The 24,422-nt window shown below is 64.4% G+C and carries 25 protein-coding genes; 16 read left to right on the top strand and 9 right to left on the bottom strand.

Annotated elements, in window-relative coordinates; all coding sequences use genetic code 11:
• Nucleotides 1-183: 183 nt before the first annotated feature.
• On the top strand, nucleotides 184-444 hold the full coding sequence (locus C1A35_RS13275; protein ID WP_034801209.1) for a DUF1344 domain-containing protein: 261 nt from the start codon (nucleotides 184-186) through the stop codon (nucleotides 442-444).
• 127 nt (nucleotides 445-571) lie between these two features.
• Here C1A35_RS13275 and C1A35_RS13280 read toward each other — a convergent pair whose 3' ends face one another.
• The 4 genes from C1A35_RS13280 to C1A35_RS13295 all read right to left on the bottom strand — a co-directional run bounded on the left by C1A35_RS13280 (nucleotide 572) and on the right by C1A35_RS13295 (nucleotide 3,995).
• Nucleotides 572-1,156 carry a histidine phosphatase family protein gene (locus tag C1A35_RS13280; protein ID WP_104664788.1) on the bottom strand — a complete coding sequence of 195 codons (585 nt, stop codon included), beginning with the start codon at nucleotides 1,154-1,156 and terminating at the stop codon, nucleotides 572-574.
• A gap of 47 nt (nucleotides 1,157-1,203) precedes the next feature.
• The gene (gene fabI, locus C1A35_RS13285; RefSeq protein ID WP_104664789.1) at nucleotides 1,204-2,022 is read right to left on the bottom strand and encodes an enoyl-ACP reductase FabI; all 819 of its coding nucleotides are present in this window, start codon (nucleotides 2,020-2,022) and stop codon (nucleotides 1,204-1,206) included.
• Nucleotides 2,023-2,231: 209 nt separating this feature from the next.
• Complete coding sequence (locus C1A35_RS13290) at nucleotides 2,232-3,335, bottom strand: DnaJ C-terminal domain-containing protein (RefSeq protein ID WP_104664790.1); 1,104 nt, start codon at nucleotides 3,333-3,335, stop codon at nucleotides 2,232-2,234.
• Between the two features lie 207 nt (nucleotides 3,336-3,542).
• Entirely contained in the window at nucleotides 3,543-3,995 is a 453-nt protein-coding gene (locus C1A35_RS13295; RefSeq protein ID WP_104664791.1) for an RT0821/Lpp0805 family surface protein, read from the bottom strand.
• 71 nt (nucleotides 3,996-4,066) lie between these two features.
• On the opposite strand from C1A35_RS13295, the gene pdxH reads away from it, so the two are divergent.
• Complete coding sequence (gene pdxH / locus C1A35_RS13300; protein WP_104664792.1) at nucleotides 4,067-4,756, top strand: pyridoxamine 5'-phosphate oxidase; 690 nt, start codon at nucleotides 4,067-4,069, stop codon at nucleotides 4,754-4,756.
• Nucleotides 4,757-4,880: 124 nt separating this feature from the next.
• Nucleotides 4,881-5,372 carry a GNAT family N-acetyltransferase gene (locus C1A35_RS13305; RefSeq protein ID WP_104664793.1) on the top strand — a complete coding sequence of 164 codons (492 nt, stop codon included), beginning with the start codon at nucleotides 4,881-4,883 and terminating at the stop codon, nucleotides 5,370-5,372.
• Between the two features lie 32 nt (nucleotides 5,373-5,404).
• Here C1A35_RS13305 and C1A35_RS13310 read toward each other — a convergent pair whose 3' ends face one another.
• The gene (locus tag C1A35_RS13310; protein WP_104664794.1) at nucleotides 5,405-6,436 is read right to left on the bottom strand and encodes a polysaccharide deacetylase family protein; all 1,032 of its coding nucleotides are present in this window, start codon (nucleotides 6,434-6,436) and stop codon (nucleotides 5,405-5,407) included.
• 242 nt (nucleotides 6,437-6,678) lie between these two features.
• Here C1A35_RS13310 and C1A35_RS13315 point away from each other — a divergent pair, with 242 nt between their 5' ends.
• Complete coding sequence (locus tag C1A35_RS13315) at nucleotides 6,679-7,956, top strand: D-alanyl-D-alanine carboxypeptidase family protein (protein ID WP_104664795.1); 1,278 nt, start codon at nucleotides 6,679-6,681, stop codon at nucleotides 7,954-7,956.
• A gap of 21 nt (nucleotides 7,957-7,977) precedes the next feature.
• On the opposite strand, the gene C1A35_RS13320 is transcribed toward C1A35_RS13315, so the two are convergent.
• The 3 genes from C1A35_RS13320 to C1A35_RS13330 all read right to left on the bottom strand — a co-directional run bounded on the left by C1A35_RS13320 (nucleotide 7,978) and on the right by C1A35_RS13330 (nucleotide 11,389).
• Complete coding sequence (locus C1A35_RS13320) at nucleotides 7,978-8,634, bottom strand: hypothetical protein (protein WP_104664796.1); 657 nt, start codon at nucleotides 8,632-8,634, stop codon at nucleotides 7,978-7,980.
• A 6-nt stretch (nucleotides 8,635-8,640) separates the two neighbouring features.
• A complete protein-coding gene (tldD, locus tag C1A35_RS13325; RefSeq protein WP_104664797.1) occupies nucleotides 8,641-10,056 on the bottom strand; it encodes a metalloprotease TldD in 1,416 nt (471 codons plus the stop codon).
• 136 nt (nucleotides 10,057-10,192) lie between these two features.
• A complete protein-coding gene (locus C1A35_RS13330; protein WP_104664798.1) occupies nucleotides 10,193-11,389 on the bottom strand; it encodes a winged helix-turn-helix domain-containing protein in 1,197 nt (398 codons plus the stop codon).
• Nucleotides 11,390-11,521: 132 nt separating this feature from the next.
• Here C1A35_RS13330 and C1A35_RS13335 point away from each other — a divergent pair, with 132 nt between their 5' ends.
• Genes C1A35_RS13335 through C1A35_RS13355 form a run of 5 tightly spaced genes read left to right on the top strand, consistent with a single transcriptional unit; the run spans nucleotide 11,522 to nucleotide 16,067 of the window.
• Nucleotides 11,522-12,202 carry an energy-coupling factor ABC transporter ATP-binding protein gene (locus C1A35_RS13335; protein ID WP_104664799.1) on the top strand — a complete coding sequence of 227 codons (681 nt, stop codon included), beginning with the start codon at nucleotides 11,522-11,524 and terminating at the stop codon, nucleotides 12,200-12,202.
• Nucleotides 12,196-12,801, top strand: a complete 606-nt coding sequence (locus tag C1A35_RS13340; RefSeq protein ID WP_104664800.1) for an energy-coupling factor transporter transmembrane component T family protein — start codon at nucleotides 12,196-12,198, stop codon at nucleotides 12,799-12,801. The genes C1A35_RS13335 and C1A35_RS13340 overlap by 7 nt, the downstream gene beginning before the upstream one ends.
• Before the next feature lie 36 nt (nucleotides 12,802-12,837).
• Complete coding sequence (locus C1A35_RS13345; protein ID WP_104664801.1) at nucleotides 12,838-13,401, top strand: biotin transporter BioY; 564 nt, start codon at nucleotides 12,838-12,840, stop codon at nucleotides 13,399-13,401.
• 4 nt (nucleotides 13,402-13,405) lie between these two features.
• Nucleotides 13,406-14,908 carry an AMP-binding protein gene (locus tag C1A35_RS13350; protein ID WP_104664802.1) on the top strand — a complete coding sequence of 501 codons (1,503 nt, stop codon included), beginning with the start codon at nucleotides 13,406-13,408 and terminating at the stop codon, nucleotides 14,906-14,908.
• Entirely contained in the window at nucleotides 14,886-16,067 is a 1,182-nt protein-coding gene (locus tag C1A35_RS13355; RefSeq protein WP_104664803.1) for a thiolase family protein, read from the top strand. Before C1A35_RS13350 ends, C1A35_RS13355 begins: the two co-directional genes overlap by 23 nt.
• A 110-nt stretch (nucleotides 16,068-16,177) precedes the next feature.
• On the opposite strand, the gene C1A35_RS13360 is transcribed toward C1A35_RS13355, so the two are convergent.
• Nucleotides 16,178-16,579 carry an acyl-CoA thioesterase gene (locus C1A35_RS13360; RefSeq protein ID WP_104664804.1) on the bottom strand — a complete coding sequence of 134 codons (402 nt, stop codon included), beginning with the start codon at nucleotides 16,577-16,579 and terminating at the stop codon, nucleotides 16,178-16,180.
• A gap of 16 nt (nucleotides 16,580-16,595) precedes the next feature.
• Here C1A35_RS13360 and C1A35_RS13365 point away from each other — a divergent pair, with 16 nt between their 5' ends.
• From C1A35_RS13365 to C1A35_RS13395, 7 genes are all read left to right on the top strand, one after another.
• Nucleotides 16,596-17,567 carry a zinc-dependent alcohol dehydrogenase family protein gene (locus C1A35_RS13365; RefSeq protein WP_104664805.1) on the top strand — a complete coding sequence of 324 codons (972 nt, stop codon included), beginning with the start codon at nucleotides 16,596-16,598 and terminating at the stop codon, nucleotides 17,565-17,567.
• Nucleotides 17,568-17,629: 62 nt separating this feature from the next.
• Nucleotides 17,630-18,559 (top strand): histone deacetylase family protein, encoded by a 930-nt coding sequence (locus tag C1A35_RS13370; RefSeq protein ID WP_104664806.1) that lies wholly within the window; start codon nucleotides 17,630-17,632, stop codon nucleotides 18,557-18,559.
• 2 nt (nucleotides 18,560-18,561) lie between these two features.
• Nucleotides 18,562-18,813 (top strand): exodeoxyribonuclease VII small subunit, encoded by a 252-nt coding sequence (locus C1A35_RS13375; protein ID WP_043619815.1) that lies wholly within the window; start codon nucleotides 18,562-18,564, stop codon nucleotides 18,811-18,813.
• A gap of 146 nt (nucleotides 18,814-18,959) precedes the next feature.
• Nucleotides 18,960-19,883, top strand: coding sequence for a pirin family protein (locus C1A35_RS13380; protein WP_104664807.1), 924 nt, complete (start codon nucleotides 18,960-18,962; stop codon nucleotides 19,881-19,883).
• A 247-nt stretch (nucleotides 19,884-20,130) separates the two neighbouring features.
• Nucleotides 20,131-22,044 (top strand): 1-deoxy-D-xylulose-5-phosphate synthase, encoded by a 1,914-nt coding sequence (dxs, locus tag C1A35_RS13385; RefSeq protein ID WP_199772937.1) that lies wholly within the window; start codon nucleotides 20,131-20,133, stop codon nucleotides 22,042-22,044.
• Between the two features lie 280 nt (nucleotides 22,045-22,324).
• Nucleotides 22,325-23,095 carry a TlyA family RNA methyltransferase gene (locus C1A35_RS13390; protein WP_104664809.1) on the top strand — a complete coding sequence of 257 codons (771 nt, stop codon included), beginning with the start codon at nucleotides 22,325-22,327 and terminating at the stop codon, nucleotides 23,093-23,095.
• Nucleotides 23,092-24,342 (top strand): class I SAM-dependent RNA methyltransferase, encoded by a 1,251-nt coding sequence (locus C1A35_RS13395; RefSeq protein WP_104664810.1) that lies wholly within the window; start codon nucleotides 23,092-23,094, stop codon nucleotides 24,340-24,342. The genes C1A35_RS13390 and C1A35_RS13395 overlap by 4 nt, the downstream gene beginning before the upstream one ends.
• Nucleotides 24,343-24,422 lie beyond the last annotated feature (80 nt).

Consider the following 24,422-nt stretch of genomic DNA (forward strand, 5'->3'; position numbering starts at 1 on the left):
CGTTGGAAGCCCTCACCCGCTTGAAAAATATGGTATCGCCGTCCAGTCTTTCCGCGTCGGCCAGACCATCAAAAAAGCGGGGTTGCCCGGCCAAAAGCCAGGTCGCAAGGCAATTTTTGCCACAATCGGGGATCAAAGGGAGTGACAAGAATGTTCGCAGTTTCGTTGAAGAGGGCAAGAAGAATGCGTTTTGTTATTGCCGCGCTCATGGCCACCGCAGGCCTGCTCTCCCCCTTGTCAGCCCTGGCCGAAAGCGCCGATGTGGAAGCTACCATTACGGGTGTCGATACCGAACGCCTGAGCCTGTCCCTCGATGACGGCAAGAACTATCAGGCGCCCGAGGAATTCAACTTCGAAGGCCTGAAGGCCGGCGTAAAGGTTCTCGTCTTCTATACGGAAGTGGACGGCAAGCGGGTCATCAACGATCTCGAAATCGTCCAGTAGGAAGGCAGCCCGCCGCTCGGGCCGCTACACAATTCGGACCACCCGATTTTCACATTCCTGGAACTTTCTGCGGATGCCTCACAGGCATCCAGGCGAAGCGCGTCGCGCCTCGCCACGTTTCAATCCGTCAGACCCAGCCGATGGCACTACCGGAGATGCGCAGGAGGCGGTCCTGCGGGATTGCCGCGGTCGCGGCCTCCTCCGCTTCCATTTCGCCAAAAAGCTTGAAGAGCACCCGAATGACGCCGCCGTGGCTGACGCAGACGGTCGGCTTCGTCACGTCCCTGAGCCAGGCGGCGATACGCCAGGACAGGATTTCGTAGCTTTCGGCGTCCTTGCCGGGCGGAATGAAATCCCACTTCACCGCACGCCTCTCGGCGATCCTCTGGGGCGCCGAACGCTTGAGTTCGGGCAGCGTATGCCCTTCCCAGTCGCCGAAGGAAACTTCCTTCAGCCGCTCGTCGGTCCGGTAGGCCTCGGGCGCAAGGCCCATGGCCAACCTGACGCGCTCCATGGTCTCGCGCGTGCGGCCAAGCGGACTGGCGACGAAATCGAAATGCCGGGCATCGGCGCCGAGGATGCCTCCAAGCGCCGCGCCGTTGCCGGTCGCCTGCTGGCGACCGAAATCATTCAAAGGGATATCCTTTTGCCCCTGGAGCCGGCTTTCGGCATTCCAGTCGGTCTGTCCGTGACGGATCACATAGATCAGCACAACGTGTCTCCGGGCAGCTGGCTGCCGAACCGGTCCCTACGGTTCGGTCAGTCCTTGATCACGGAGATATCGGGCGCGTCCACGGCCTTCATGCCGACGACATGATAGCCGCTGTCGGCGTGGTGCACTTCGCCGGTAACCGAGCGCGAAAGGTCCGAGAGCATGTAGAGGCCGACGTCGCCGACTTCCTCGATGGTGACGGTGCGGCGCAGCGGCGCGTTGTACTCGTTCCACTTGAGGATATAGCGGAAGTCGCCGATGCCGGAGGCTGCCAACGTCTTGATCGGGCCGGCGGAAATCGCGTTGACGCGGATGTTCTTCGGGCCAAGGTCAACGGCCAGGTACTTGACGCTGGCTTCGAGGGCCGCCTTGGCGACACCCATGACGTTGTAGTTCGGCATGACCTTTTCGGCGCCGTAGTAGGTCAGCGTCAGCATCGAGCCGCCGTCGGTCATCAGCTTTTCAGCGCGACGGGCAACCGAGGTGAAGGAGTAGACCGAGATCTGCATCGTCTTGGCGAAGTTGTCGGGCGTCGTGTCGACGTAGCGGCCGGTCAGTTCGTCCTTGTCGGAGAAACCGATCGCGTGCACCACGAAGTCGATCTTGCCCCACTTCTGCTCGAGCGTATCAAAAACGGCGTCGATGGTGGCTTCGTCGCTGACGTCGCAGTGGCCGGCCAGGAAGCCGTCGATTTCAGCGAGCAGCGGCTCGACACGCTTCTTCAGCGCGTCGCCTTGATAGGTCAACGCAACTTCACCACCCTGCGCGTGGATGGCCTTGGCAATGCCCCATGCGATGGAACGGTTGTTTGCAACGCCCATGATGACGCCGCGCTTGCCCTTCATCAGACCGGATGCCTGAGCCATGGTAAGTCCCCAATACTATTTCCAGCATCGGCCGGCGCCGGTGCCAAAGATCAAAAATGTCACAGACGCCCCACGAGAACGGGTGCGGCAAAATGTCGAGAATTGCCTATGGCATAGCCGCAAGGGTGGTTCAAGCACGGCTGAGATCAGGAACTGTTAGTCCCCGTAATATTGCTTCAGTGTGTCAGCGAACTGTCACAAACGGCCTCTCACAGATAGAGACCGTCCCGTTGCGACTTCATCAGGTCGGTAATTTTGTCGTCCGGCGCGTCGGGCAGAACCAGCCGCAGCTCGACCAGCAGGTCGCCATGAGTCCCGTAAGCCCCGGGCATCCCCCTGCCCGCAAGCCGGATGACCTTGTCCGAGCCGGACCAGGCCGGCACGACCACCGTGACCGGCCCGATTGGCGTATCGAGAACCTGCTCGCAGCCGAGAACCGCGCCCTGCAGGTCGATCGGCAAGGTGGTCATGAGATCGAGACCGCGGGTGCGGAAGGTGCCGCCCTGGTCGACCCTGAGCGTGACGACGACGTCGCCCCGCGTCATGCCGGTGACCCGGTAGCCCTGCTCCGCCAGGCGAATGGTCTGGCCGTCAACGGCGCCCGGGGGAATTTGAACCTTCAGGCTCTCGCCGTCGGGAAGCTCGACGGTGAGGCGGTGGCGGTTGATCAGGTCGTCAATGCTGACGGCGAGATCCACGGGCAGGTCCGGCACCTTTTCAGTGGTCTTTGCCGCACGGCCGCGGATGCGCCGGACGATCGCCGCCACGAGCTCGGCTGCCGGCGCCGCAGCGCGCTGCATGAGCGGCGTCTCGGTCCTGACGGCACCTTCCTGCTGCGGCTCGGGCGCCGGTTCCGGCTTGCTTTCCGCGGTCTGTGCCGGCCGTTCCGGCTCCTTCGCCGCCGCGGCCGGCTTCGGGGCCGGCTTGGGTGATGGCTTCGGCGTCGGCTGCGGCGATGGCCGGGCCGACTTGGTGCGGGCCTCCGCACCGAAGATCTGCGAAATCGCGTCCTCGGCGGTCTCGGCGTCGACCGGCGCCTCTTCCTGAGGCCGCATCTTCGCCTTCATCGCCTCCATGCGGCGAAGCTCGGCCTCGCGGCGCGCATAGTCATAGCGGCTTCTGAGTTTCGGATCGCGCAGGAGTTCATAGGCCTTGCCGGCCTCGGCAAAACGCTCGGCGGCGCTTGGGTCGTCCTGGTTATGGTCCGGATGCACGGCCTTTGCCAGCGAACGCCAGGCCGCCTTGATTTCGTCCTGCCCGGCGTTGCGCCGGACCCCGAGGATCACATAGGGATCACGCATGGGTTCTACCATCTTCTCTGATCGGCGACCGCTCCCTGACGCCCGCCATTGCCCCGATTGAAGGCGCCATCGTCGCCCGTCCATTGAACGCCGATGATCCGGAGAAGTTGCTAAATAGTGGTTAGCCACGAGACCGCCGGCGGCCATTGAGGCGGCATCGCCGGCCATCATGCGCGCATTTGCCGAAACGTGGTTAATCGCGAATTTCCGCGCCTGATCTCAGGCGCGCGGGCCGAAGCTCGTCAGATACCAGGCCCCGTCGCCACCCTGGCAGGTGCTGCCGTCGAACTTGGCGATGCCTTCGTAGGAATGACGTGTCGTGGTGAAGCGGCGGCAAAGCATGCCGCTCGCGCGGTCTTCCTGGATGCTGCTGATGACACCGGCGCTGCCCGAGGTCGCATTGGCCCAGGGGATCGGATTGATCGTGCCGCCACCGAGCTCGGCCGTTGTCACGGCGTTGCGAACCATCACTGCGTCGGAAAGGCCATCGGAGGTCTTGGCGACGGGAACGGTGCCCGTCGAAACCGTGCGGTCGACGCCGCTGCCGAAAAGGTCAAGCCCAGCTCCCATGCAGCCGGACAGCACCAGGACCGGCAGGCAAATTGCCGCGCTACGCAGCAAGGCGAAGGAATACCCCTTCTTGGCATCGATCCACTTTGCTATGTCTTGCACGGCAATCCTGTCAGACTCGCTGGAGCCGCACGTTTCTCGACAAGGTCAACATACAGGCTCCGACATTTTCGATGCGGAAACACCGGTCGGGCTCATCCCGAAGCATTTCCGCGCCAGACATCACGGCATTGGAACGCAATATGGCGGCGAATGAGTTAACAAGCGGTGACTTCACCGAATCAAATGAACCCTTTTCCCTGTTTGGCACATGGCTGAAGGACGCGGAAGGCAGCGAGATCAACGACCCGAACGCGGTCGCGCTCGCAACCGTCGATGCGGACGGACTGCCGAACGTGCGCATGGTGCTGCTGAAGGGCTTCGACGAGCGCGGATTCGTTTTCTACACGAATTTCGAAAGTCAGAAGGGCCAGGAAATCCTTGGTGCCCGCAAGGCGGCCATGTGCTTCCACTGGAAGTCGCTGCGGCGGCAGGTGCGCGTGCGCGGCCCGGTCGAGATCGTCACCGACGCCGAGGCCGACGAATATTTCAAGAGCCGCCCGCGCGGCAGTCGCATCGGCGCCTGGGCTTCGAAGCAGTCGCGGCCGCTTGAAGGTCGTTTCGCGCTCGAAAAGGCCGTTGCCGAGTACACGGCCCGCCACGCGCTCGGCGAAATCCCGCGCCCGAGCTACTGGTCGGGCTTCCGCATCCGCCCGACGTCGATCGAGTTCTGGCACGACCGCCCGTTCCGGCTGCATGACCGAATGGAGTTTCGCCGCGAAACACCCGAAGGCGGCTGGGAAAAGGTGCGCATGTACCCTTGAGATACGGCCGCCTGCCTCTGAGGGGCCGGGCGCCGATGCAAACCCAATACTCGGCCATGCGCATGGCCGAGATTGAACCGCGCCCTCTGCCGACCGGGCTGAACGTTTCCGTTGAGCGCTTTTGATGACAGTAGATGTTCGTGATGCGACACTCGACGATATCGCCGGCTGTCACCATTGCCTCGATGACGTCGCGAAGGAGGGCCGGTGGCTTTCCCGGCTGAACGCCCCTCCCCTTGGCGGCTTTGCCGCATACATGGCCGACCTGCATCACGCCCGGGCGCCGCAAATCGTTGCGGTCGACGATAAAGTCGTCGGCTGGTGCGATATCAGGCTGGATGCCTCACCGGTTCGAGCCCATGTCGGGATCTTGGGCATGGGGCTCTTGCGTGCCTATCGCGGCAAGGGGATCGGCAGCCGTCTCCTGCAGATGGCCATGCACCGTGCGCGCGAACGCGGATTGGAACGCCTCGAGTTGTCGCTCCTTCACGAAAACAGCGCCGCCCGGGCGCTTTACGCGCAGTTCGGTTTTCAGATCGAAGGCCGCCGCCTTCGCGACTGGAAACATGACGGCGTCTATCAGGACAGCATTCTCATGGCTTTTGTCTTCGATTGACGTCGGAGCCTGGCTGCACCAACTCGTCCGTTCTAACCGGTCTTCAGCCGGAAGGGGATGCCCGATGCCAGAGCCGAGACGTAGCGGGAACGCTGGAAATGGCCGTTCAGCGATATGCGCGGCAACGCATGGAGGCCGGATTGCATCCACGCGGCGAGCGTGCCGGGTTGAGTGGTGACGGCCAGGGTGAAACCCAGGTCGGCAGCGATACCATGGTCGCGTGGGGATACCGCCGGCGCGTCGCCATAGGGATAGGCGAAGGTCAGGGGCCGCCTTCCGGTGATCGCCTCAACGCGCCGCAGCGATTCCTCAATCTCCCGCCTCGCCTCGGCATCTGTGAGACGCGCGACCGACCGGTGGCTGATCGTGTGGGCGCCGAGGCTTGCGAGAGGACTTTCATCCAAGCGCCGCAACCCAGCCTCATCCAGCGTCAGCCGTTCGGTGATCGCCAGGGGATCGATGCCGTGGTCAAGCGCTGCGGCATTCAGGCAAGCGATCGCCTTCGCCTCGTCATGGCTGTGAATGAAAGCCGCGATGCGGTTGAAGACCGCCTGTCGTTGTGCCGTGGCAGACACGTGCAGTGTCTCCAAACCGCGGCCGAAGTCAAAGCGCAGCGTCTCGTTCGTTGCGAGCAGGTCGGCAAGCGTCTCCCACCAAAGCGTATGGGTGCGATCGACGAAGCCGCCAGCAACAAACACCGTGAATGGCGCCTGGTGGCGTTCGAAGATCGGCCGCGCATGTTCGAGATTGTTCCGGTAGCCGTCGTCGAGGGTAAAACAGGCGACCGGTCCGCCTTTGGTGGCCAACGCCTCCGGCAAGTGTTCGAGCGCGACGAAGCGATAGCCGTCGCGCTTCAGCGTCGTCAGCGCGACATCAAGGAAATCCGGCGTGATCTCCAGATGCGCGTTCGGATCGAAGGCACGGGCAGGTTTCGGCCGGACATGGTGCAGGGTAAAGATCGCGCCCCGCCCGCGCGCACCGGCCATCAGCCCGGCGCGGCTCAGCCCCCCGGCGACTTCCAGTCCGCCGGCGATCGCGGCGCGGCGGACGATTGTCCTGATCATGCTCTTGATGGTCGGCCCCCAATCTGACCCGCGGGTTCCCGCAGCGTACGAGCCTGGAAAGTTAACGGCGAGGGCGTTAAACCTTGTTGAACGGGGAGAGCGTTCATCGGCCATTTACCACAACCCCGAAAACAAGGTCGAATCGCCACATTCCGCCCTAAAGTTGCAGCAAAGACACGGATCTTGTCACAAAACGAAACAGCTTTGCGCCTGGGCGACGGCGCTCTTCGACGGGGATCGACATGAAAACTTTGCGCTGCCTGCTGCTGGCGACCTTTGCACTGGCGCTCGGGACCGCCACGGCCGTCGCCGGAAGCGCGTCGCTGGTGCTCGACGCGCGCACCGGCAAGGTCCTTTCTGCGGAAAATCCTGATGTGCTCAACCATCCGGCATCCCTGACGAAGATGATGACGGTCTACATGGCCTTCGAGGCGCTGAAGAGCGGAAAGCTATCCTGGGACAGCAAGATCAAGGTTTCGAAGGCGGCGGCGGCCAAACCGCCGATGCGCCTGGGCCTGAAGTCCGGCATGACGATCACGGTGCGCGAGGCGGTGCTCGGCATGATCGTGCGCTCCGGCAACGACGCGGCAGCCGCGATGGCCGAGAAGTTGGGTGGCTCCGAGGCGAATTTCGCCCGGATGATGACCGCCAAGGCACGTCAGCTCGGCATGAGCAAGACCGTCTTCATCAATTCTTCCGGTCTGCCGGCAAGCAAGCAAGTGACGACGGCGCGCGAAATGTCGACGCTCGCCGTTGCGCTGATGCGCGATTTCCCCAGGGAGTACCGGCTGTTTGCGACCGAGAGCTTCAACTTCCGCGGACGCAAGGTGCGGGGGCATAACAATCTGATGTACCGCTACGATGGCATGGACGGCATCAAGACCGGCTATACCAATGCTTCCGGCTTCAACCTCGTCAGCGCCGTCAAAGACGGCAATCGCCGGGTGGTCGGCGTCGTGCTCGGCGGCAAGACGGCACGCAGCCGCGACGCCAAGATGGCAGCACTCCTCGACCGCCATGTCGGCAAGGCGGCAAAGGGCGGCCGGCAACTGGTCGCGTCGACGCGCGGCGGCAAAGCGGTCGAAGCCCCCGTCGAAGTGGCAGCGGTCGCGACGTCAGAAGTCCCGATGCCCTACTCCGCCCCTCAGAAGTCAAAACAGGATTCCGTTGCTGCGCTGATTGCGGCGACGGCCACCACCGCGATCCCGGCCGAACGCCCCACCGAATTGGCTGAAATTGAAACGACGGCCGCGGTGCCGGCTGCCAGCGGCGGCTGGCAGATCCAGATTTCTGCGGCCCCTTCGGCCGAGGCCGCACGCATGCTGCTTGAGCAGGCCCGCTCTGAAGCCGGCGCTCCGCTCGCAGGCGCCAAGCCCTACACCGAAGCGGTCGGCAAGGGTGCCAAGGCGATCTACCGCGCCCGCTTCGTCGGCTTTTCAGACCGCGACGCTGCCGCCGCCGCCTGCGACGCCCTCAAGCGGCGCTCCTATGATTGCATGATGCTGCCGTCACGCGGCTGACGTCGCTCAGTCCGGCGTCAATCAGGCTTCGGTGACGGGTTTACGGAAGCGGTTTTCAAGCCACCAGTCGCATTGCTCCTCGGTGTAGCCAAGAAGCAGTCCTTCCTCGCGCTCGTCTTCGTCAGTCCATGGGCGCCAGTTGTTAAAAAGCCGGTGGCAGCGCTGCCTGAAGCGCTCGAAACGCCACCTTTCACCCGGCAGCGCATAGGCGAGATAAATGATGCGCTGCTCTTTCTCGCCCCCTGTTGTCGTCGGACACATCCTCGATAACTCGAAGGTATCGAGAAGGAAGGTTCCCGCGTCCACGTGCGGTGCAAACAGCGCTCGCGTTTCCGCAAGAATAGGGGATTTAGGATCATCGCTGAAGAATGCAAAGGGTTTTCGCCCTTCAAGCATCAGCGGAAGCTCATAGTTGGTGTGAACCAGGTAAGGGGTCGTATCGATTGCGTGTGGCCGTCGAAGCAGAGCCTCTTCGTCGGACGCGGGCAAGGCGAACCCGAACACCGACGACAGGATCGTCAGACCCTTGCGATCCAGCCGGTAGTACGCATGGTCTGGAACAACGGCGTCCCGCAGCCCCAGCGCCCGAGCAATCTCGCCCGCATCCCCGTCGAACCTGAGTTCGTGGCTTGGCGTGTTGGTCTCCGGCGACAGAAACGAGAGCTTGAAGACCGCCATCCAATCTTACGCCTGCGTGCCGCCCACCGTGATCTGATCCATGCGCAGGTGCGGCTGGCCGACACCGACCGGCACCCACTGCCCGGCCTTGCCGCAATTGCCGATGCCGGTGTCGAGCTTGGTGTCGTTGCCGACCATGGTCACGCGCTTCATCGCATCCGGGCCGTTACCGATCAGCATGGCCCCCTTCACCGGTGCGCCGATCGTGCCGTTTTCGATCAGGTAGGCCTCGGTGCAGCCGAAGACGAACTTGCCCGAGGTGATGTCCACCTGGCCGCCGCCGAAGGAAACGGCATAGATGCCTTTCTTCACCGAGGCGATGATTTCGTCCGGCGTTTTGTCGCCCGAGAGCATGTAGGTGTTGGTCATGCGCGGCATCGGCACATGGGCATAACCCTGGCGGCGGCCGTTGCCGGTCGGCTGCATACCCATCAGCCGCGCGTTCTGCCGGTCCTGCATGTAGCCGACGAGCTTGCCGTCCTCGATCAGCACGTTGTAGCCGGACGGCGTGCCTTCGTCGTCGATCGAAATGGAACCACGGCGCGCCTCGATGGTGCCGTCGTCGACGACGGTCACGCCTTTCGCGGCCACCTGCTCGCCCATCAGGCCGGCGAAGGCCGAGGTCTTCTTGCGGTTGAAATCGCCTTCCAGCCCATGACCAACGGCTTCGTGCAGCATGACGCCCGGCCAGCCGGAGGCAAGCACCACGTCCATGGTGCCGGCCGGCGCATCGATCGCCTCGAGATTGACGAGCGCCTGGCGCAGCGCCTCGTCGGCGCCGATCTTCCAGTTTTCTTGGGTAACGAAGTCGCCGAAGCCACGGCGTCCGCCGGTGCCGAAGGAGCCGCTTTCCTGGCGGTCGCCTTCGCCGGTGACGACGGAGATGTTGATGCGGGTCATCGGGCGGATGTCATGCACCCGATGGCCGTCGGCTCGAAGGATATCGACGACCTGCCAGCTTGCGGCGATGGTCGCCGTCACCTGGCGGACCTTCGGATCCTTGGCGCGCAGATAGGCGTCGATTTCCTGGAGCAGAGCGACCTTCGCCTCGAAGCTTGGCTCGCCGATCGGGTTCTCGTCGCCATAGAGCTTCTTGTTGGTGCGCTGCGGGGCTGCGGCATAGGAGCCGGCATAGCCGCGCGTCACCTGCGCCACCGCGTCGGAAGCGCGGCGAAGCGCCGACAGGGAAAGCTCGCCGGAATGGGCGTAGCCGACCGCTTCGCCGGCAACGGCACGCAGGCCAAAGCCCTGGTCGGTGTCGAAGCTGCCGCCCTTCAGGCGCCCGTTGTCGAAGGACAGCACCTCGGCCTGGGCATGTTCGAGAAACAGTTCGCCGTCGTCGGCACCGGCAAGCGTCTCCGAGAGAACCTTGCGGATCGCTGCCTCGTCGGCATCGAAGAGGCTCATCAGATCGGTGTTCATATTGGCACGCTCCCGCGTCAGGAATTTCTATCGCCTCCATTTAGGAAGGCGGCGGGTTCAAGCCAAGGAAAATATCACAGGCCGCATGTTTCCTCGATCCTCATCGATCGACGGAGACCTGCAGCGGCGCAGGTCGCTACAGCGACGCGTTCCACCCGTCGAGGTGCTCCACCTTTTCGACGCCGGCAAAGCGGGCGACCCGCTCAAGCTCGGCATCGATGCGCTCCAGGCGGCCGGCCGATGCCCTGACACCCTTTTCGAGCCAGAGCCTGCGGACATCGAGGCTGCCGCGCTTGCGGTCGGCCTTCATGTCGATGCGGCCGATCAGCCGGTCGCCCTCGATCAATGGAAAGACGTAGTAGCCGTATTCGCGCTTGGCCTCCGGCACGAAGATCTCGATACGGTAGTAGAACCCGAACAGACGCTCCGTGCGGTTGCGGTCGCGCAGGAGCGGATCGAATGGGCTGAGGACCCGCACCCGGCCGGGCGGCTCGGGGATGTCACCAAGCGTTCCCGGAAAGCCGGCAAAGGCATAGGCCAGACGCGGCCGCCCGCCATCGATCGCTTCGATCTGCACCTCCACAAGCTCGCCGCGATGCTCGGCCACCCAGGTCTTGGCCTCTTCGGGCGACACAAGGTCCCAGAAGGCGGCGATCTCGCCATGGGTGGCAAACCCCAGTCGCTCCAGCGCGCTGCGGCAGGCCCAGTCAACGAATTCCGGGTGGCTGACATCGCCCTCGTGGTGATGCGACGGGATCACCCTTTCCGTGAGGTCGTAGACCTTCTGGAAGTTCTCCCGCCTTGCGATCGCCAGCTTGCCGGTCCGCCACAACACTTCCAGCGCCGTCTTCGACGGATGCCAGTTCCACCAGCCGCCGGATTCGTGCTCGGCTTCCTTCAGATCGCGGGCGAGCACCGGGCCGCCCTCGGCGATGCGCTGATAGGTGTCGTCGCAGCCCTTCTCGAAGCCTTCGCCACGCCACGCCTTCCAGCGCTCCACGATCGTCTCGCCTTCCCACTTGAAGCGGTGCTTCCAGTAGCGGAAGAAGCTGCTTGGGATGATCGAGGCGTCGTGCGTCCAATGTTCGAACAGGTCGCGGTCATCCTCCAGCAGCGCCGTCAGATGTTCGCGGCGATAGGTCTGGTTGCGGGAAAACAGGATCTGGTGATGGGCGCGCTCCACCGTTGAGATGCTGTCGACCTGCACGAAGCCGATGTCATGGATGAGCTTCAGCAGTCCTTCCTTGCCGAGCGCGCGGTTGGGCGCGCCTGAAAGGCCCTGCTTGGCGAGGAAGATGCGACGGGCGTCGCTGTTGGAGAGGCGAATCGTCATGGCCAGAAGAATAGGCTTTTATTCCCATAATTCAAATAGAGCATCGGTCCCCGGACCGCATTGCCCTAGTTGGCGCTCTTGGCCTATAGAGCAACGCGAAAATGGCGCAGACCGAAGATGACGAGGAACGGAATGGACATCCGCTTTACCGATTGCGCGGTCCGCTTCGGCGAGCGGGTGGCTTTGCACCCCCTGACGCTCACCCTCAACGAAAAGCGCATCGGCATCATCGGCCTCAACGGTTCGGGCAAGACGACCTTCGCCCGATTGATCAACGGTCTGGTCAAACCCTCCTCCGGCCACGTCACGGTCAACGGCCTCGATACCGTCAAAGATGATCGCGCCGTGCTTTCGGAGGCCGGCTTCATCTTCCAGAACCCGCAGCACCAGCTGATCATGCCCATCGTCGCCGAGGACATCGCCTTCGGCCTGAAGAACCGCGGCCTTGCCCGCGACGAGATCGACCGCCGCATGCAGGCGGCACTCTCGCGCTTCGGCATCGAGCACCTGGCAAGACGCCGCGTGCATGAGCTTTCGGGCGGCGAGACCCAGCTCGTCGCCATGGCGAGCGTCGTCGTCACCGATCCGAAGATCCTGATCCTCGACGAGCCGACGAACCAGCTCGACCTCAAGAACCGCCGCCGCGTCGCCGCCGCGATCGACGACCTGCCCGAAGACACGGTCGTCATCACCCACGATCTCGGGCTCGTCGAACATGTCGATCGGCTGTTGCTCTTTAACGAGGGCCGGCTTGCTGCTGACGGCAATCCAGGCGAGACCATCCGCCATTACCACGAGATCGCCGGATGCTGACGAGCCTGCACATCGAGGGTGACAGCTTCATGCACCGGCTGCCGGTCAGGGCGAAACTCGTTGCGCTCGTCGTGCTGAGTGTCGGCCTTTTTCTCAGTGCCTCGCTCGCGGTTCAGGCGATCGCCTTTGTGATTGCCGCCGCCCTCTATCTCTCCGTCGGTCTCTCACTGAAAGAGGCGCTGAAGCGCGTCGGATTCGTGTTCCTGACGATCTTCTTCCTGGCCGCCGTCAATCTCTTCTACCTGTCCGTTGCCGAGGTCGCGACCTTGACCTTACGGCTGATGGCGCTGGTGCTGTTTGCAGCCGCCGTCACCGCGACGACGACGATCAGCGCCTTCATGGACGAGATCGCGATCCTCTTGCTGCCGCTCGAACGGCTTGGATGGCTGAAGGCGGCCGATGTCAGCCTGGCGCTCGGGCTGGTCCTGCGCTTCGTCCCCGATATCTTTGCGCGCTATGAGGCGATCCGCGAGGCGCATCGCGCCCGCGGACTGCCCGTGAGGCCGTTGACCATCATCGGGCCGCTGATCATCCTGACGCTCAAGGACGCCGATACCATTGCGGCGGCGATTGACGCGCGTGGATTTCGCCGTCAATAGATGCGAAAATTCTAATAGACAGGGAACCGGAACTTCATGAATACCAGAGATCTCGTCCTCATCGCCCTCTTCGCCGCGATCGTCGTCGTGCTCGGCCTCATCCCGCCGATCACGCTCGGATTCATTCCGGTCCCGATCACGGCGCAGTCCATGGGCGTCATGCTTGCCGGCTGCATTCTCGGCGCCAAGCGCGGCGCGCTCGCCTTCCTCCTGTTCCTGCTTTTGGTCGCCATCGGCCTGCCGGTGCTTTCGGGCGGCCGCGGTGGCCTTGCCGTCCTTGCCGGCCCGTCGGGCGGCTTCATCATCGGCTGGGTCGTCGCCACCTTCGTCACCGGCCTGATCGCCGAGCGCACGGTGCGCGAAGGCCAGGCGGAAACGCGCCAGTTCATCGGCTTCTTCCTCGCCTCCGTCCTCGGCGGCATCGTCGTGCTCTATGCGATCGGCATGCCCTGGGTCTCGGCCGTTACCGGTACGCCGCTCCTGACGGTCGCAACCGGTTCGCTCGCCTTCATCCCGGGCGACCTGCTCAAGGCTGCGATCGCGACACTTGCCGCACGCGCCGTCTACGCCGGCTATCCGCTGCTGCCGGCCCGCGCCTGAACCGATGCCGTTTGGCGCCGCGATCCATCGCCACGCGGACGAACATCCGCATGCCCCGGCCTTCCAAATCGACGGCCGGGTTTTCACTTTCGGTGAACTCGCGCGCATCGCCGGCAGGCTTGCCGCCTTGTTCGAGGATTTGGCCGGAAACCATGAGCGCCGCAGCGTGCTTGGCGACGGGGCGCGCCTGATCGCACTGGAGGCTGGCAATCATCCGCTCTTCGCCGCCGCCTTCCTTGCCGCCACCAGCGGCGGCAACTGTGTCGCGCTGATCGACCCGCATCTGCCGGAAGCGACACGCCGGACGATGCGCGACTGCCTGTCTCCCGACATTATCGTCAGCGCCAACAGCGACGGACTTGTTCTCCATGCCCCGGCAAGCGGCGAGACCCGGTCCTTCGATGAGAGCGATGCCGGCGAGCGCGTGCGGCTCGCAATCGGAAATGACAGGGAGCCGTTTCTGGTCGTCTTCACCTCGGGCACGACGGGAACGCCAAAGGCGATCATCCGCGATCGCGGCTCGTGGCGGAGAAGTCTCGCGACGGGCGAACGCTTCTTCGGCATCGACAGCAACACCCGCACCTTTGCCCCCGGTCCTCTCGCGCACGGGCTGACGCTCTATGCGCTTGCCGAAACGCTCGTTGCCGGCGCCGAGTTCATCGGGGCCGCGCATTTCGAGGCGACTGGGGCGATATCCATCATCGAGACGAAAGAGGTTCAGCGCCTGGTGCTGGTGCCGACGATGTTGCGGCGGCTCTGCACGGCAGCCGCCAGCCGGCCGCAAACATCGGTCACGCAGATCACCGTCGCCGGCGCCAAGCTGACGGCGAGCGACCGTGCCAGCGCTGCCCGCGCCTTCCCGAAGGCGGATGTCATCGAATATTACGGCGCCTCGGAACTGGGCTTCGTCAGCGTCGCAACCAACACCGACACCGCTTCGGCAACGGCTGTCGGCCGGGCTTTTCCGGGCGTCACGCTCAGCGTTCGCGACGACAACGGGCGCGAAATGCCGACCGGCGAGACTGGCACGATCTTCGTCGGCAGCACGCTCATCTCCGACGGCTATGTCGGCAGCGCGGATGGCGCCGGCTTTCGTCGTCTCGGATCGCTGGCGACCGTCGGCGATCTCGGTTTCCTCGATCAGGACAGCACCCTGCATCTGCTTGGCCGTGCTGGCGGCATGGTGCTGTCGGGCGGCAACAACATCTACCCGCAGGAGGTGGAAGCGGTGCTCGTTGCCGATGCCGGCGTGCATGCAGCCCTCGTCCTTGGCCTCGACCATCCGGATCTCGGCAGCGAACTCGTCGCCGTCATCGAGCCGGAGAGCAATGAATTTGATCGGAAAGCGCTCGACCGTCATCTCGCCGCCCATCTGCCGCGTTACAAGCATCCGCGTCGCATCTGGCTTTGCCTGAACATGCCGATGACGCAGTCGGGCAAGGTGGCGGCGGGCACCCTCAGGCAATGGATCGCGGATGGAAACGATGTCCTCGAACTCATCGACTGACCCGACACGGGTACCGGTCATCATCGCGGCCTTGCGGACGCCGATCGGCCGGGTCAACGGCGTGCTTCGGGACATCGAGCCCTCACAACTCGCGGCACCCCTGATCGCCCGCATTCTCGCCGATGCAATGCTGGAGGCGAGCGAGATCGACGACGTCATCCTCGGCAATGCCGCCAACAGCGCCGGCAATCTCGCCCGGCTCGCAGCCCTCGAAGCCGGCCTGCCCGTCTCGACGCCGGGTGTCACTGTCGACCGCCAATGCGGCTCCGGCCTGGAGGCGATCACCCTTGCCGCGCGCATGATCCAGGCAGGTGCCGGCCGCTTCTATCTTGCCGGCGGCACGGAGAGCGCCAGCCGCGCCCATGTCCGCCTGAGGCCGCCGCTGGAACGCGGCGGCGAGCTCGCGCCGGTCAAACGCGCCCGCATGGCGCCCGACGAGATCGGTGATCCGGACATGGGCGTTGCCGCCGAAAACGTCGCGAGCGCCTGTGGCATCTCTCGCGAGCGGCAGGATGCCTTTGCCCTTCAAAGCCATCGCCGCGCGGTCGAGGCCGCACTTGCCGGCCGCTTTTCCCGCGAAATCGTGCCGATCGAAACGGCGGCGGGCCCCGTCCTGCAAGACGAATGCCCCCGCGCCAATGCCTCGATGGAAACGCTGCAGCGGCTGAAGCCGGTCTTCGTCGAGGGCGGCACGGTGACCGCCGGCAACGCCTGCCCGATCAACGACGGCGCGGCGGTGGTGCTGGTGACGAGCCTTGCCGAGGCGCAGCTGCGTGGCGTTGCCTTCGCGCTCGAATTCGTCGACGCGGCGACCGCCGGCGTCGATCCCAATCTGCTCGGCCTCGGCCCGGTTCCGGCAATGCAGAAGCTGAAAGCGCGGCAACCCGCGCTCGACCCGGCGAAGGTCGATTTCATCGAATTCAACGAAGCCTTCGCCTCGCAGGTTCTCGGCAGTCTCGACCAGTTGGACATTCGCGCGGAGAGAGTCAACCGCGACGGCGGCGCCATCGCGCTCGGCCATCCCTACGGTGCCTCCGGGGCGATCCTCACGGTCCGGCTGTTCTCGCAGATGATAGACGCCCCTGCCGGCGCGGAAGGGCTGGCAATGATGGGCGTCGGCGGCGGCATGGGCATCGTCGCGCTGTTTCGTGCGGTTTAAGCGGCGCAATTCCGGGCGGAAAACCGCTTCGCACTTTTCCTGGAATTGCTCTCGAAGGCACGCAATTCCGGGCGGAAAACCGCTTCGCACTTTTCCTGGAATTGCTTTGGCTAAACAGAATAGGCCGCCAGCCACTCTCGCGTCGCCGTCGGCACCGGCAACGGCGTATGGCGTTGCGGATCGACTGCGACCCAGACGACCTCGACTTCCGCCGCGAGCTGCCCGCGGGCTTCGACCTTCACGGCAAAGCTGATCGAGCTGCCGCCGACCTTCGCGACGTTGACGGTGAAACGGGCCGGCTCGTCATAGCGCAGGCCCCGGTGATAGACACAGGCCGAGCGGCGCACGAGATAGCTCGGCTCGTTCACCACATGCGGGCGATGGCGCCAGAGGCTGGAGAGCGCAGCCTCCGCATGGGCATAATAGGCGGCATTGTGCATATGGCCGTGCATGTCTATATCGCGAAACGGAACACGGATTTCCGTGACGTTCTCCAGCTCCCTGCCGTCCATGCGAGGCTCCCTGACGATGCGCTCCACCCTCGTTAGCCAGTTCGGCGATCCCCGGCAAGTGATTGCGCTGGTGGAAGCGGACCGCGTGGCGCCCGGCCCCGGCGAAGTCGAAGTGGCGTTGTCGCTCGCCTCAATCAACCCGTCCGATCTGATCCCGGTGACAGGCGCCTACAGCGCCCGCACCACGCTGCCCTTCGTGCCGGGCTTCGAGGGCTTCGGCACGGTGACGCGCGTCGGCACCGGCGTGGCGGCGCTGAAGCCCGGCGACCGTGTCGTGCCGATCGGCGCCAGCGGCCTGTGGCAGGAGTATCTGATCAGGCCGGCCGCATGGTGCTTCACCCTGCCCGACGACATCGGCGAGACCGATGCGGCAACCTGCTACGTCAACCCCCTGACGGCGCTGCAACTGATCGAGGCACTGCGCGCGCATTTCGGCTCGCTTGACCGGCGTCGCATCGGCGTCACCGCGGCGAGATCGGCCATCGGCGGCATGCTGATGAAGCTTCTGGCCGGCGAAGGCGCCGATGCCACCGGCATCGTTCGCAGCGAGCGTAGCGCGGACCGGCTTGCGACCGAGGTTCCCGGTCGGGTCGTGCTCGGCGACGAGGACCGTATGCCGCAGCTTCGCCTCGATGCGATCATCGATGCCGTCGGTGGTCCCTTCGCTGGCGATCTCATCCTGCGCACGCTCGAACCCGGCGGCGCCTTCATCCAGTATGGCGCGCTTAGCGGCGTGCCGGTGCCGCAGGCGGCGATCCAGACACGGCCGGACATCCGCTTCTCCTTCCTGTGGTTGCGGACCTGGGTGCATTCGGCAGGGCGCGCGGCGATCGAAGCGGCCTTTGCGAGAAGTTTCGACGGCCTCAGAAGCGGCCTGTTTTCGGGCAGGATCGCCGAGATCTATCCGCTAAGCCAGCTCGACGCGGCGCTCGCGCACCAGGCGGATCCGCGCCGCGACGGCAAGCTGCTCATCGATCCGCGTTGTTGAAAATTCCGCCTTTCGGCGGCGTCAGCATGGACCTTCAGGGGTGGGCGCACTAGGTTTGCGCCATGACCACGTTCCTCTATGAAAATCCGGTCTTTCTGGAACACGAGGTTCCGGAGGGGCATCCCGAACGGCCGGACCGGCTGAAGGCGCTGAACCTCGCGCTCGAGCATCCGAACTTCGCCGACCTCAAGCGGATCGAAGCGAAAAAGGGAAGCGAAGACCTCGTGTTGCTTGCCCACCCGGAAGAGCACCTGCGTGACGTCAAGCGCGCCATTCCCGAGGAAGGGCTCAACCATTTCGAGGCGGATACCTATGCCAGCCCCTTGAGCCTCGACGCGGCGCTGACCGGGATCGGCGGGGCGACCGCTGCGGTCGACGCCGTCTTTACCGGCGAAACCGACAACGCCTTCGTCGCGGCGCGGCCGCCGGGGCACCACGCCGAGAAGAACAAGGCGATGGGCTTCTGTCTCTTCAACACTGTGGCGATCGCCGCGCGCTATGCCCAGAAGGTCCACGGCGCAGAACGCGTCGCGATCGTCGACTGGGACGTGCACCATGGCAACGGCACGCAGGACATCTTCTGGGACGACCCCTCGGTGCTCTTCTGCTCGACCCATCAGATGCCGCTCTATCCCGGCACCGGCGCCAAGGACGAGACGGGCATCAAGGGCAACATCGTCAACGCGCCGCTGTCGCCGAACATGGGCAGCGACCATTTCCGCGAGGCGTTCCGCAGCCGCGTGCTTTCGGCGCTCACCAACTTCCGCCCGGATTTCATCCTGATCTCCGCCGGCTTCGACGCCCATCACCGCGATCCGCTGGCGCAGATCAATCTTGTCGCCGAGGATTTCGACTGGGCGACCGGTCGCCTGCACGAGATCGCCGATCGCAGCGCCGGCAACCGCATGGTCAGCCTGCTCGAAGGCGGCTATGACCTTCAGGGTCTGGCCGAATCGGCCGGCCTGCACATTTTGAGACTGATGAGAGGGTAAGCATGAACACCACGACGCAACCGGACGTTTCCGCCCTCTCCTTCGAGCAGGCCGTCGAGGAACTGGAGCGGATCGTCTCGGCGCTGGAGCGCGGCGATGTCGCCCTCGACAAGTCGATCGAGATCTACGAGCGCGGCGAAGCGCTGAAGAAGCATTGCGAGGCGCTGTTGAAGGCAGCCGAAGACCGCATCGAGAAGATCCGCCTCGACCGCGCCGGCAAGCCGCAGGGCGTGGAGCCGCTGGACGCCGACTGAGGCGCCGGAGCGCCCAGCCGTAGGCGTGAAGGAAGCTCCTGGAGATTGATCGTCGCGCGGAAACGCTGCGTCCTTGCTTCGCCCCTACCCGGCTGATGTTCCAGGCGTTAGTACTTGATGCGACAGCAAAAACGGGAGCACGCGCCATGTCCTTCTTTCCAGGCCCCGACCCGCTCGCCGGCGACAAGCCCGCCTGCGATGCCATCGAACATCTGATCGTTCCACGCACCAGCGACATCGGCGGCCTGCAGGTTCGTCGCGCCCTGCCGACGGCCAAGCGTCGCCTGGTCGGCCCCTTCATCTTCTTCGATCGCATGGGCCCGGCGCTGCTTCGCGCCGGCGAGGCGATCGACGTGCGCCCGCACCCGCATATCGGCCTTTCAACCGTCACCTATCTCTTCGACGGCGAGATCAAGCACCGCGACAGCCTCGGCACCGAGATGGTCATCCGTCCCGGCGACGTGAACCTGATGACCGCCGGCCGCGGCATCGTGCATTCCGAGCGTTCGCCGGAAAACCAGCGCGGCCACGACCGCTCGATCTCCGGTCTGCAGACCTGGCTGGCGCTGCCCGACCACAAGGAAGAAATCGACCCGATCTTCAGCCACACCGAAGAACGCATGCTGCCGCATATGAGCGACGACGGCATCAAGGCGCGGGTGGTGATCGGCAACTTCGAAGGTGCGAAGTCACCGGTCTCGGTGTTCAGCGACACGATCTATGTCGACCTCGCCATCGCGCCTGGCAAAAGCGCTCCCTTTGCCGCGCAATGGGAAGAGCGTGCGCTCTACATCCTCTCGGGCGAGGCGATCATTGCCGGCGACCATTTCGCCGACAACCAGCTGCTCGTCTTCCGCGCCGGCGACGAGATCACGGTGACGGCGGGATCGCAAGGCTGTCACGTCATGCTCTTCGGCGGCGCTGCCCTCGGGTCTGCCCGCCACATCTGGTGGAACTTCGTGTCCTCGTCCAAGGAGCGCATCGACAAGGCCAAGGAAGAGTGGCGCACCGGCCGCTTCGACATCGTGCCCGGCGACGAGGAAGAGTTCGTTCCGCTGCCCGAAGGCTGATTTCGACCTAAAGTGGAACAGAATGCCTGCAGAAAACCGCGCAACATTGCCTCATGGCGCTTGAATCGATTTCGATTCACAGAATCATGCGCTAGTCTCTTGGTCTGTGACGCAGGAATGCCTAGTTTTGCATTCAGCAACGATTGCGTCTAAAGAGCCGCTTCGACGGTACCCACCAACTATCGCGCGCCCGGCCTTTTGGGGCGCGCATGAGGCATGCAGCGTGACACAACTGCCAACCAATCCGATGCCGGCTACTCCCTTGCTCGACAAGGTGACCTATCCCGACGATCTGAAGAAGGTCGACGACAAGGATCTGCCGCAGCTTGCCGGAGAAGTCCGGGCGGAGATGATCGACGCAGTGTCACGCACCGGCGGCCATCTCGGCGCGGGCCTTGGCGTCGTCGAGCTGACGATCGCCATCCACAAGGTCTTCAACACCCCGCATGACCGGCTGATCTTCGATGTCGGCCACCAGTGCTATCCGCACAAGATCCTGACCGGCCGGCGCGACCGCATCCGCACGCTCCGCCAGGAAGGCGGCCTGTCGGGCTTCACCCGCCGCGCCGAGAGCGAATACGACCCCTTTGGTGCGGCCCATTCCTCGACCTCGATTTCCGCCGGTCTCGGCATGGCGGTCGCAGCCGACCTCGACGGCAAGAACCGCAACGTGATTGCCGTCATCGGCGACGGCGCGCTTTCGGCGGGCATGGCCTATGAGGCGCTGAACAATGCCGGCGCGCTCGACGCGCGGCTGATCGTCATCCTCAACGACAATGACATGTCGATCGCGCCGCCGACAGGCGCCATGAGCGCCTATCTGGCGCGCCTTGCCTCCGGTCGCACCTATATGGGCATCCGGGAGGTCGGCAAGAAGCTGACCGCCTATCTCGGCAAGACCGTCGACCGCGCGATCACCCGCGCCGTCGAGCATGCCCGCGGCTACGTCACCGGCGGCACGCTCTTCGAAGAGATGGGCTTCTACCATATCGGTCCGATCGACGGCCATTCCTTCGACCACCTGCTGCCGGTGCTGCGCAACGTGCGCGACAACGCCAAGGGCCCGGTGCTGATCCATGTGGTGACGCAGAAGGGCAAGGGCTATCCGCCGGCCGAGGCCGCCGCCGACAAGTATCACGGCGTCAACAAGTTCGATGTCATCACCGGCGCCCAGGCGAAGGCCAAGCCGAACGCGCCCGCCTATACCTCCGTCTTTGCCGATGCGCTGACGCAGGAAGCGGGCTTCGACGACAAGATCGTCGCCGTCACCGCCGCCATGCCGTCCGGCACCGGCCTCGACAGGTTCGCCAAGGTACACCCGTCGCGCTGCTTCGATGTCGGCATTGCCGAACAGCACGCCGTCACCTTTGCTGCCGGCCTTGCCGCCGAAGGCTACAAGCCTTTCGCAGCCCTCTATTCGACCTTCCTGCAGCGTGGTTACGACCAGGTGGTACACGACGTGGCGATCCAGGGTCTGCCGGTGCGCTTCCCGATCGACCGCGCCGGTTTCGTCGGCGCCGACGGGCCGACGCATGCGGGTTCGTTCGATACGACCTATCTCGCCACACTTCCGGGCTTCGTGGTGATGGCGGCTGCCGACGAGGCGGAACTGAAGCACATGGTGCGCACCGCTGCTGCCTATGACGCCGGCCCGATCTCGTTCCGCTACCCGCGCGGCGAAGGTGTGGGCGTCGAAATGCCGGAACGCGGCGAGATCCTCGAAATCGGCAAAGGTCGCCTCATCAAGCAGGGCTCCAAGGTGGCGCTGCTTTCCTTCGGCACCCGCCTTGCCGACTGTCTGGCGGCTGCCGAAGACCTCGACGCCGCCGGGCTTTCGACCACCGTTGCAGACGCCCGCTTCGCGAAGCCCCTTGACCATGACCTCATCCGTGAGCTTGCGCGCAACCACGAGGTGCTGATCACCATCGAGGAAGGTGCCGTCGGCGGCTTTGCCAGTCACGTCCTGCAGTTCCTCGCCGAAGACGGCCTGCTCGACGGCGACCTCAAGGTTCGCCCGATGGTCATGCCCGACATCTGGATGGAACAGGCCAAGCCCGAGGCGATGTACGCCGCCGCCGGCCTCGACCGCGCCGGCATCGTGTCGACCGTCTTCAAGGCGCTCGGCCAGAAGCAGGATATCGGCATCGGCGCCGCCGGCTGACACGAACGGCGCCTCGCTTAAAAAACGAAACCCCGGCTCTGGTCGGGGTTTTGCTTTATGCGGCTACCGTTGGAGACCCCGCCTGCGCCATTGCTCTGTTGCCACGAGACAAAGGCCGCGGGGTTGAACCGCTCGGCGGGGGCGACTGGTGTAGCGCGGGCCAGGCGGACGGTAGGTATTCCCAGATTTCTTGGGTTTCCTGGCTATTAAGCCCTAAGCGCATCGTCGCTCAGACCATGGGGGGCTTGCCATTGCGGCGGCAAGTCGCCATGAGAAACACATGTCAGAAGATCGCCAGAACGAAGAACACAAGAACCGGGTCCGTCTCGACCAGCTGCTGCTGAACTCAGGACTGGTCGCCAGCCGTGCCCGCGCCCGTGACGCCATCCAGCGCGGCACCGTCAAGGTCGACGGCCGCACGGTCACCAAGGCCGCGTCGATGTTTGCCGAGAGCGTGACGATCACCATCGACGATCCGGCGCAGGACTATGTCTCGCGCGCCGCGCTGAAGCTGGTCGCAGCGCTCGATCATTTCGGGCTCGATCCCTCAGGCGCAAGCTGTCTCGATATCGGCGCCTCGACCGGCGGCTTTACCGAGGTGCTGTTGAAGCGCGGCGCCGATCACGTCGTTGCCGTCGACGTCGGCCATGGCCAGATCCATCCGCGTATCGAGGGCGACGAGCGCGTCACCAGTATCGAGGGCCTCAATGCCCGCGCGATGACCGAGGAGGATATCGACGACCGCGAAGTTACCTTCGTCGTCTCCGACGTTTCCTTCATCTCGCTGAAACTCGCGCTGCCCCCGGCGCTCGACATGGCGCTGCCCGGTTCGCACTGCATCCTGCTCGTAAAGCCGCAGTTCGAGGCGGGGCGTGACGCGATCAGCAAGGCCGGCCTGCTGAAGGACCCCGACAGCGCACCTGATGTCGCCGCCGAACTCGAGCGCTGGCTTGTCGAAGACATGGGCTGGCAGAGCCTTGGGCTCATCCCCTCGCCTATTGCCGGCGGCGACGGCAATGTCGAGTTTCTGCTGGCAGGCAAGAAGCCATGAGCACCGAAGCCGTCACCATCAAACGGCTGGGCGCGCAGGGCGACGGCATTGCCGACGGTCCGGACGGGCCGGTCTACGCACCCTTCACCCTGCCCGGCGAGAGCGTGGCGCTCGCCGTCAACAAGTCGCACGGCACGCTGATTTCGCTGCGAGAAGCATCCCCCGAGCGCATCGAACCACACTGTCGGCACTTCGGGCCTGACGGTGTCAACGGCACCTGCGGTGGCTGTACGATGCAGCATGCCTCGGACACACTCTACCACGGCTTCAAGCGCGATCTCGTCATCGCCGCGCTGAAGTCGAAGGGGCTGACGCCCGATGTCGCGCCGCTCGTCACCGCTGCGCCTGGCCAGCGCCGCCGCGCGGTCTTCACCGCCCGCAAGACCGAGAAGGAGCTGCTCCTCGGCTTCAACCAGGCAGAAAGTCACCATATCGTCGCGATTTCGGAATGTCCGATCGCGAGCCCGGGCATCGTCTCGAAGCTCGCGACCATCGCCAAGATCGGCGCGGCCATGGCCGTCAACGCCGAACCGTTCCGCATCACCGTGCTCGAAACGCTCTCCGGTCTCGACCTCTCGGTCGACGGCATCAAGAAGCTCGACGACCGCGAACGCCGCCGCACGGTCGAAGCCGTGCTCGGCGAGCGCGGGATTGCCCGCGTCAGCCTCAACGGCGAAATCATCGTCGAGCCGGTAAAGCCTGTGATCGATTTCGGTGGCGTCTCGGTTTCGCCGCCGCCCGGCAGCTTCACCCAGGCGACGGCGGAGGCCGAAGAGGCGATGGCGAAGCTGGTGCTCGATCATCTCGGCAAGGCCAAGCGCGTCGCCGATCTCTTTGCCGGCTGCGGCACCTTCGCGCTGCGGATCGCCCGCAAGGCGCGCGTGCATGCGGTCGAAGGCGAGGACACGGCGCTGAAGGCCCTCGATCTGGCGGCGCGCAATACGCAGGGGCTCAAGCCCGTCACCATCGAGAAGCGTGACCTTTTCCGCCGCCCGCTGATGGCACAGGAACTGAAGGTCTTCGATGCCATCGTCTTCGATCCACCGCGCGCCGGTGCGGAAGTCCAATGTCACGAGATTGCCCGCTCCGGCGTCAAGAAGGTCGTTGCCGTCTCCTGCAATCCGGTGACGCTTGCGCGCGATCTATCGATCCTTGTCGCCGCCGGATACCGCATCACCTCCGTGACGCCGATCGATCAGTTCCTCTGGTCGGCCCATGTCGAGGCAGTGGTCACGCTTGAGAAATGAGAAAGGCCCGGTTTTCCGGGCCCTTCCGTTTGACTTGAAGCGTTTGTCAGATCGATTCACGCAGGCGCGCTATCTATCTG

Source organism: Ensifer adhaerens, assembly GCF_002940685.1.
Classification (GTDB): domain Bacteria; phylum Pseudomonadota; class Alphaproteobacteria; order Rhizobiales; family Rhizobiaceae; genus Ensifer; species Ensifer adhaerens_E.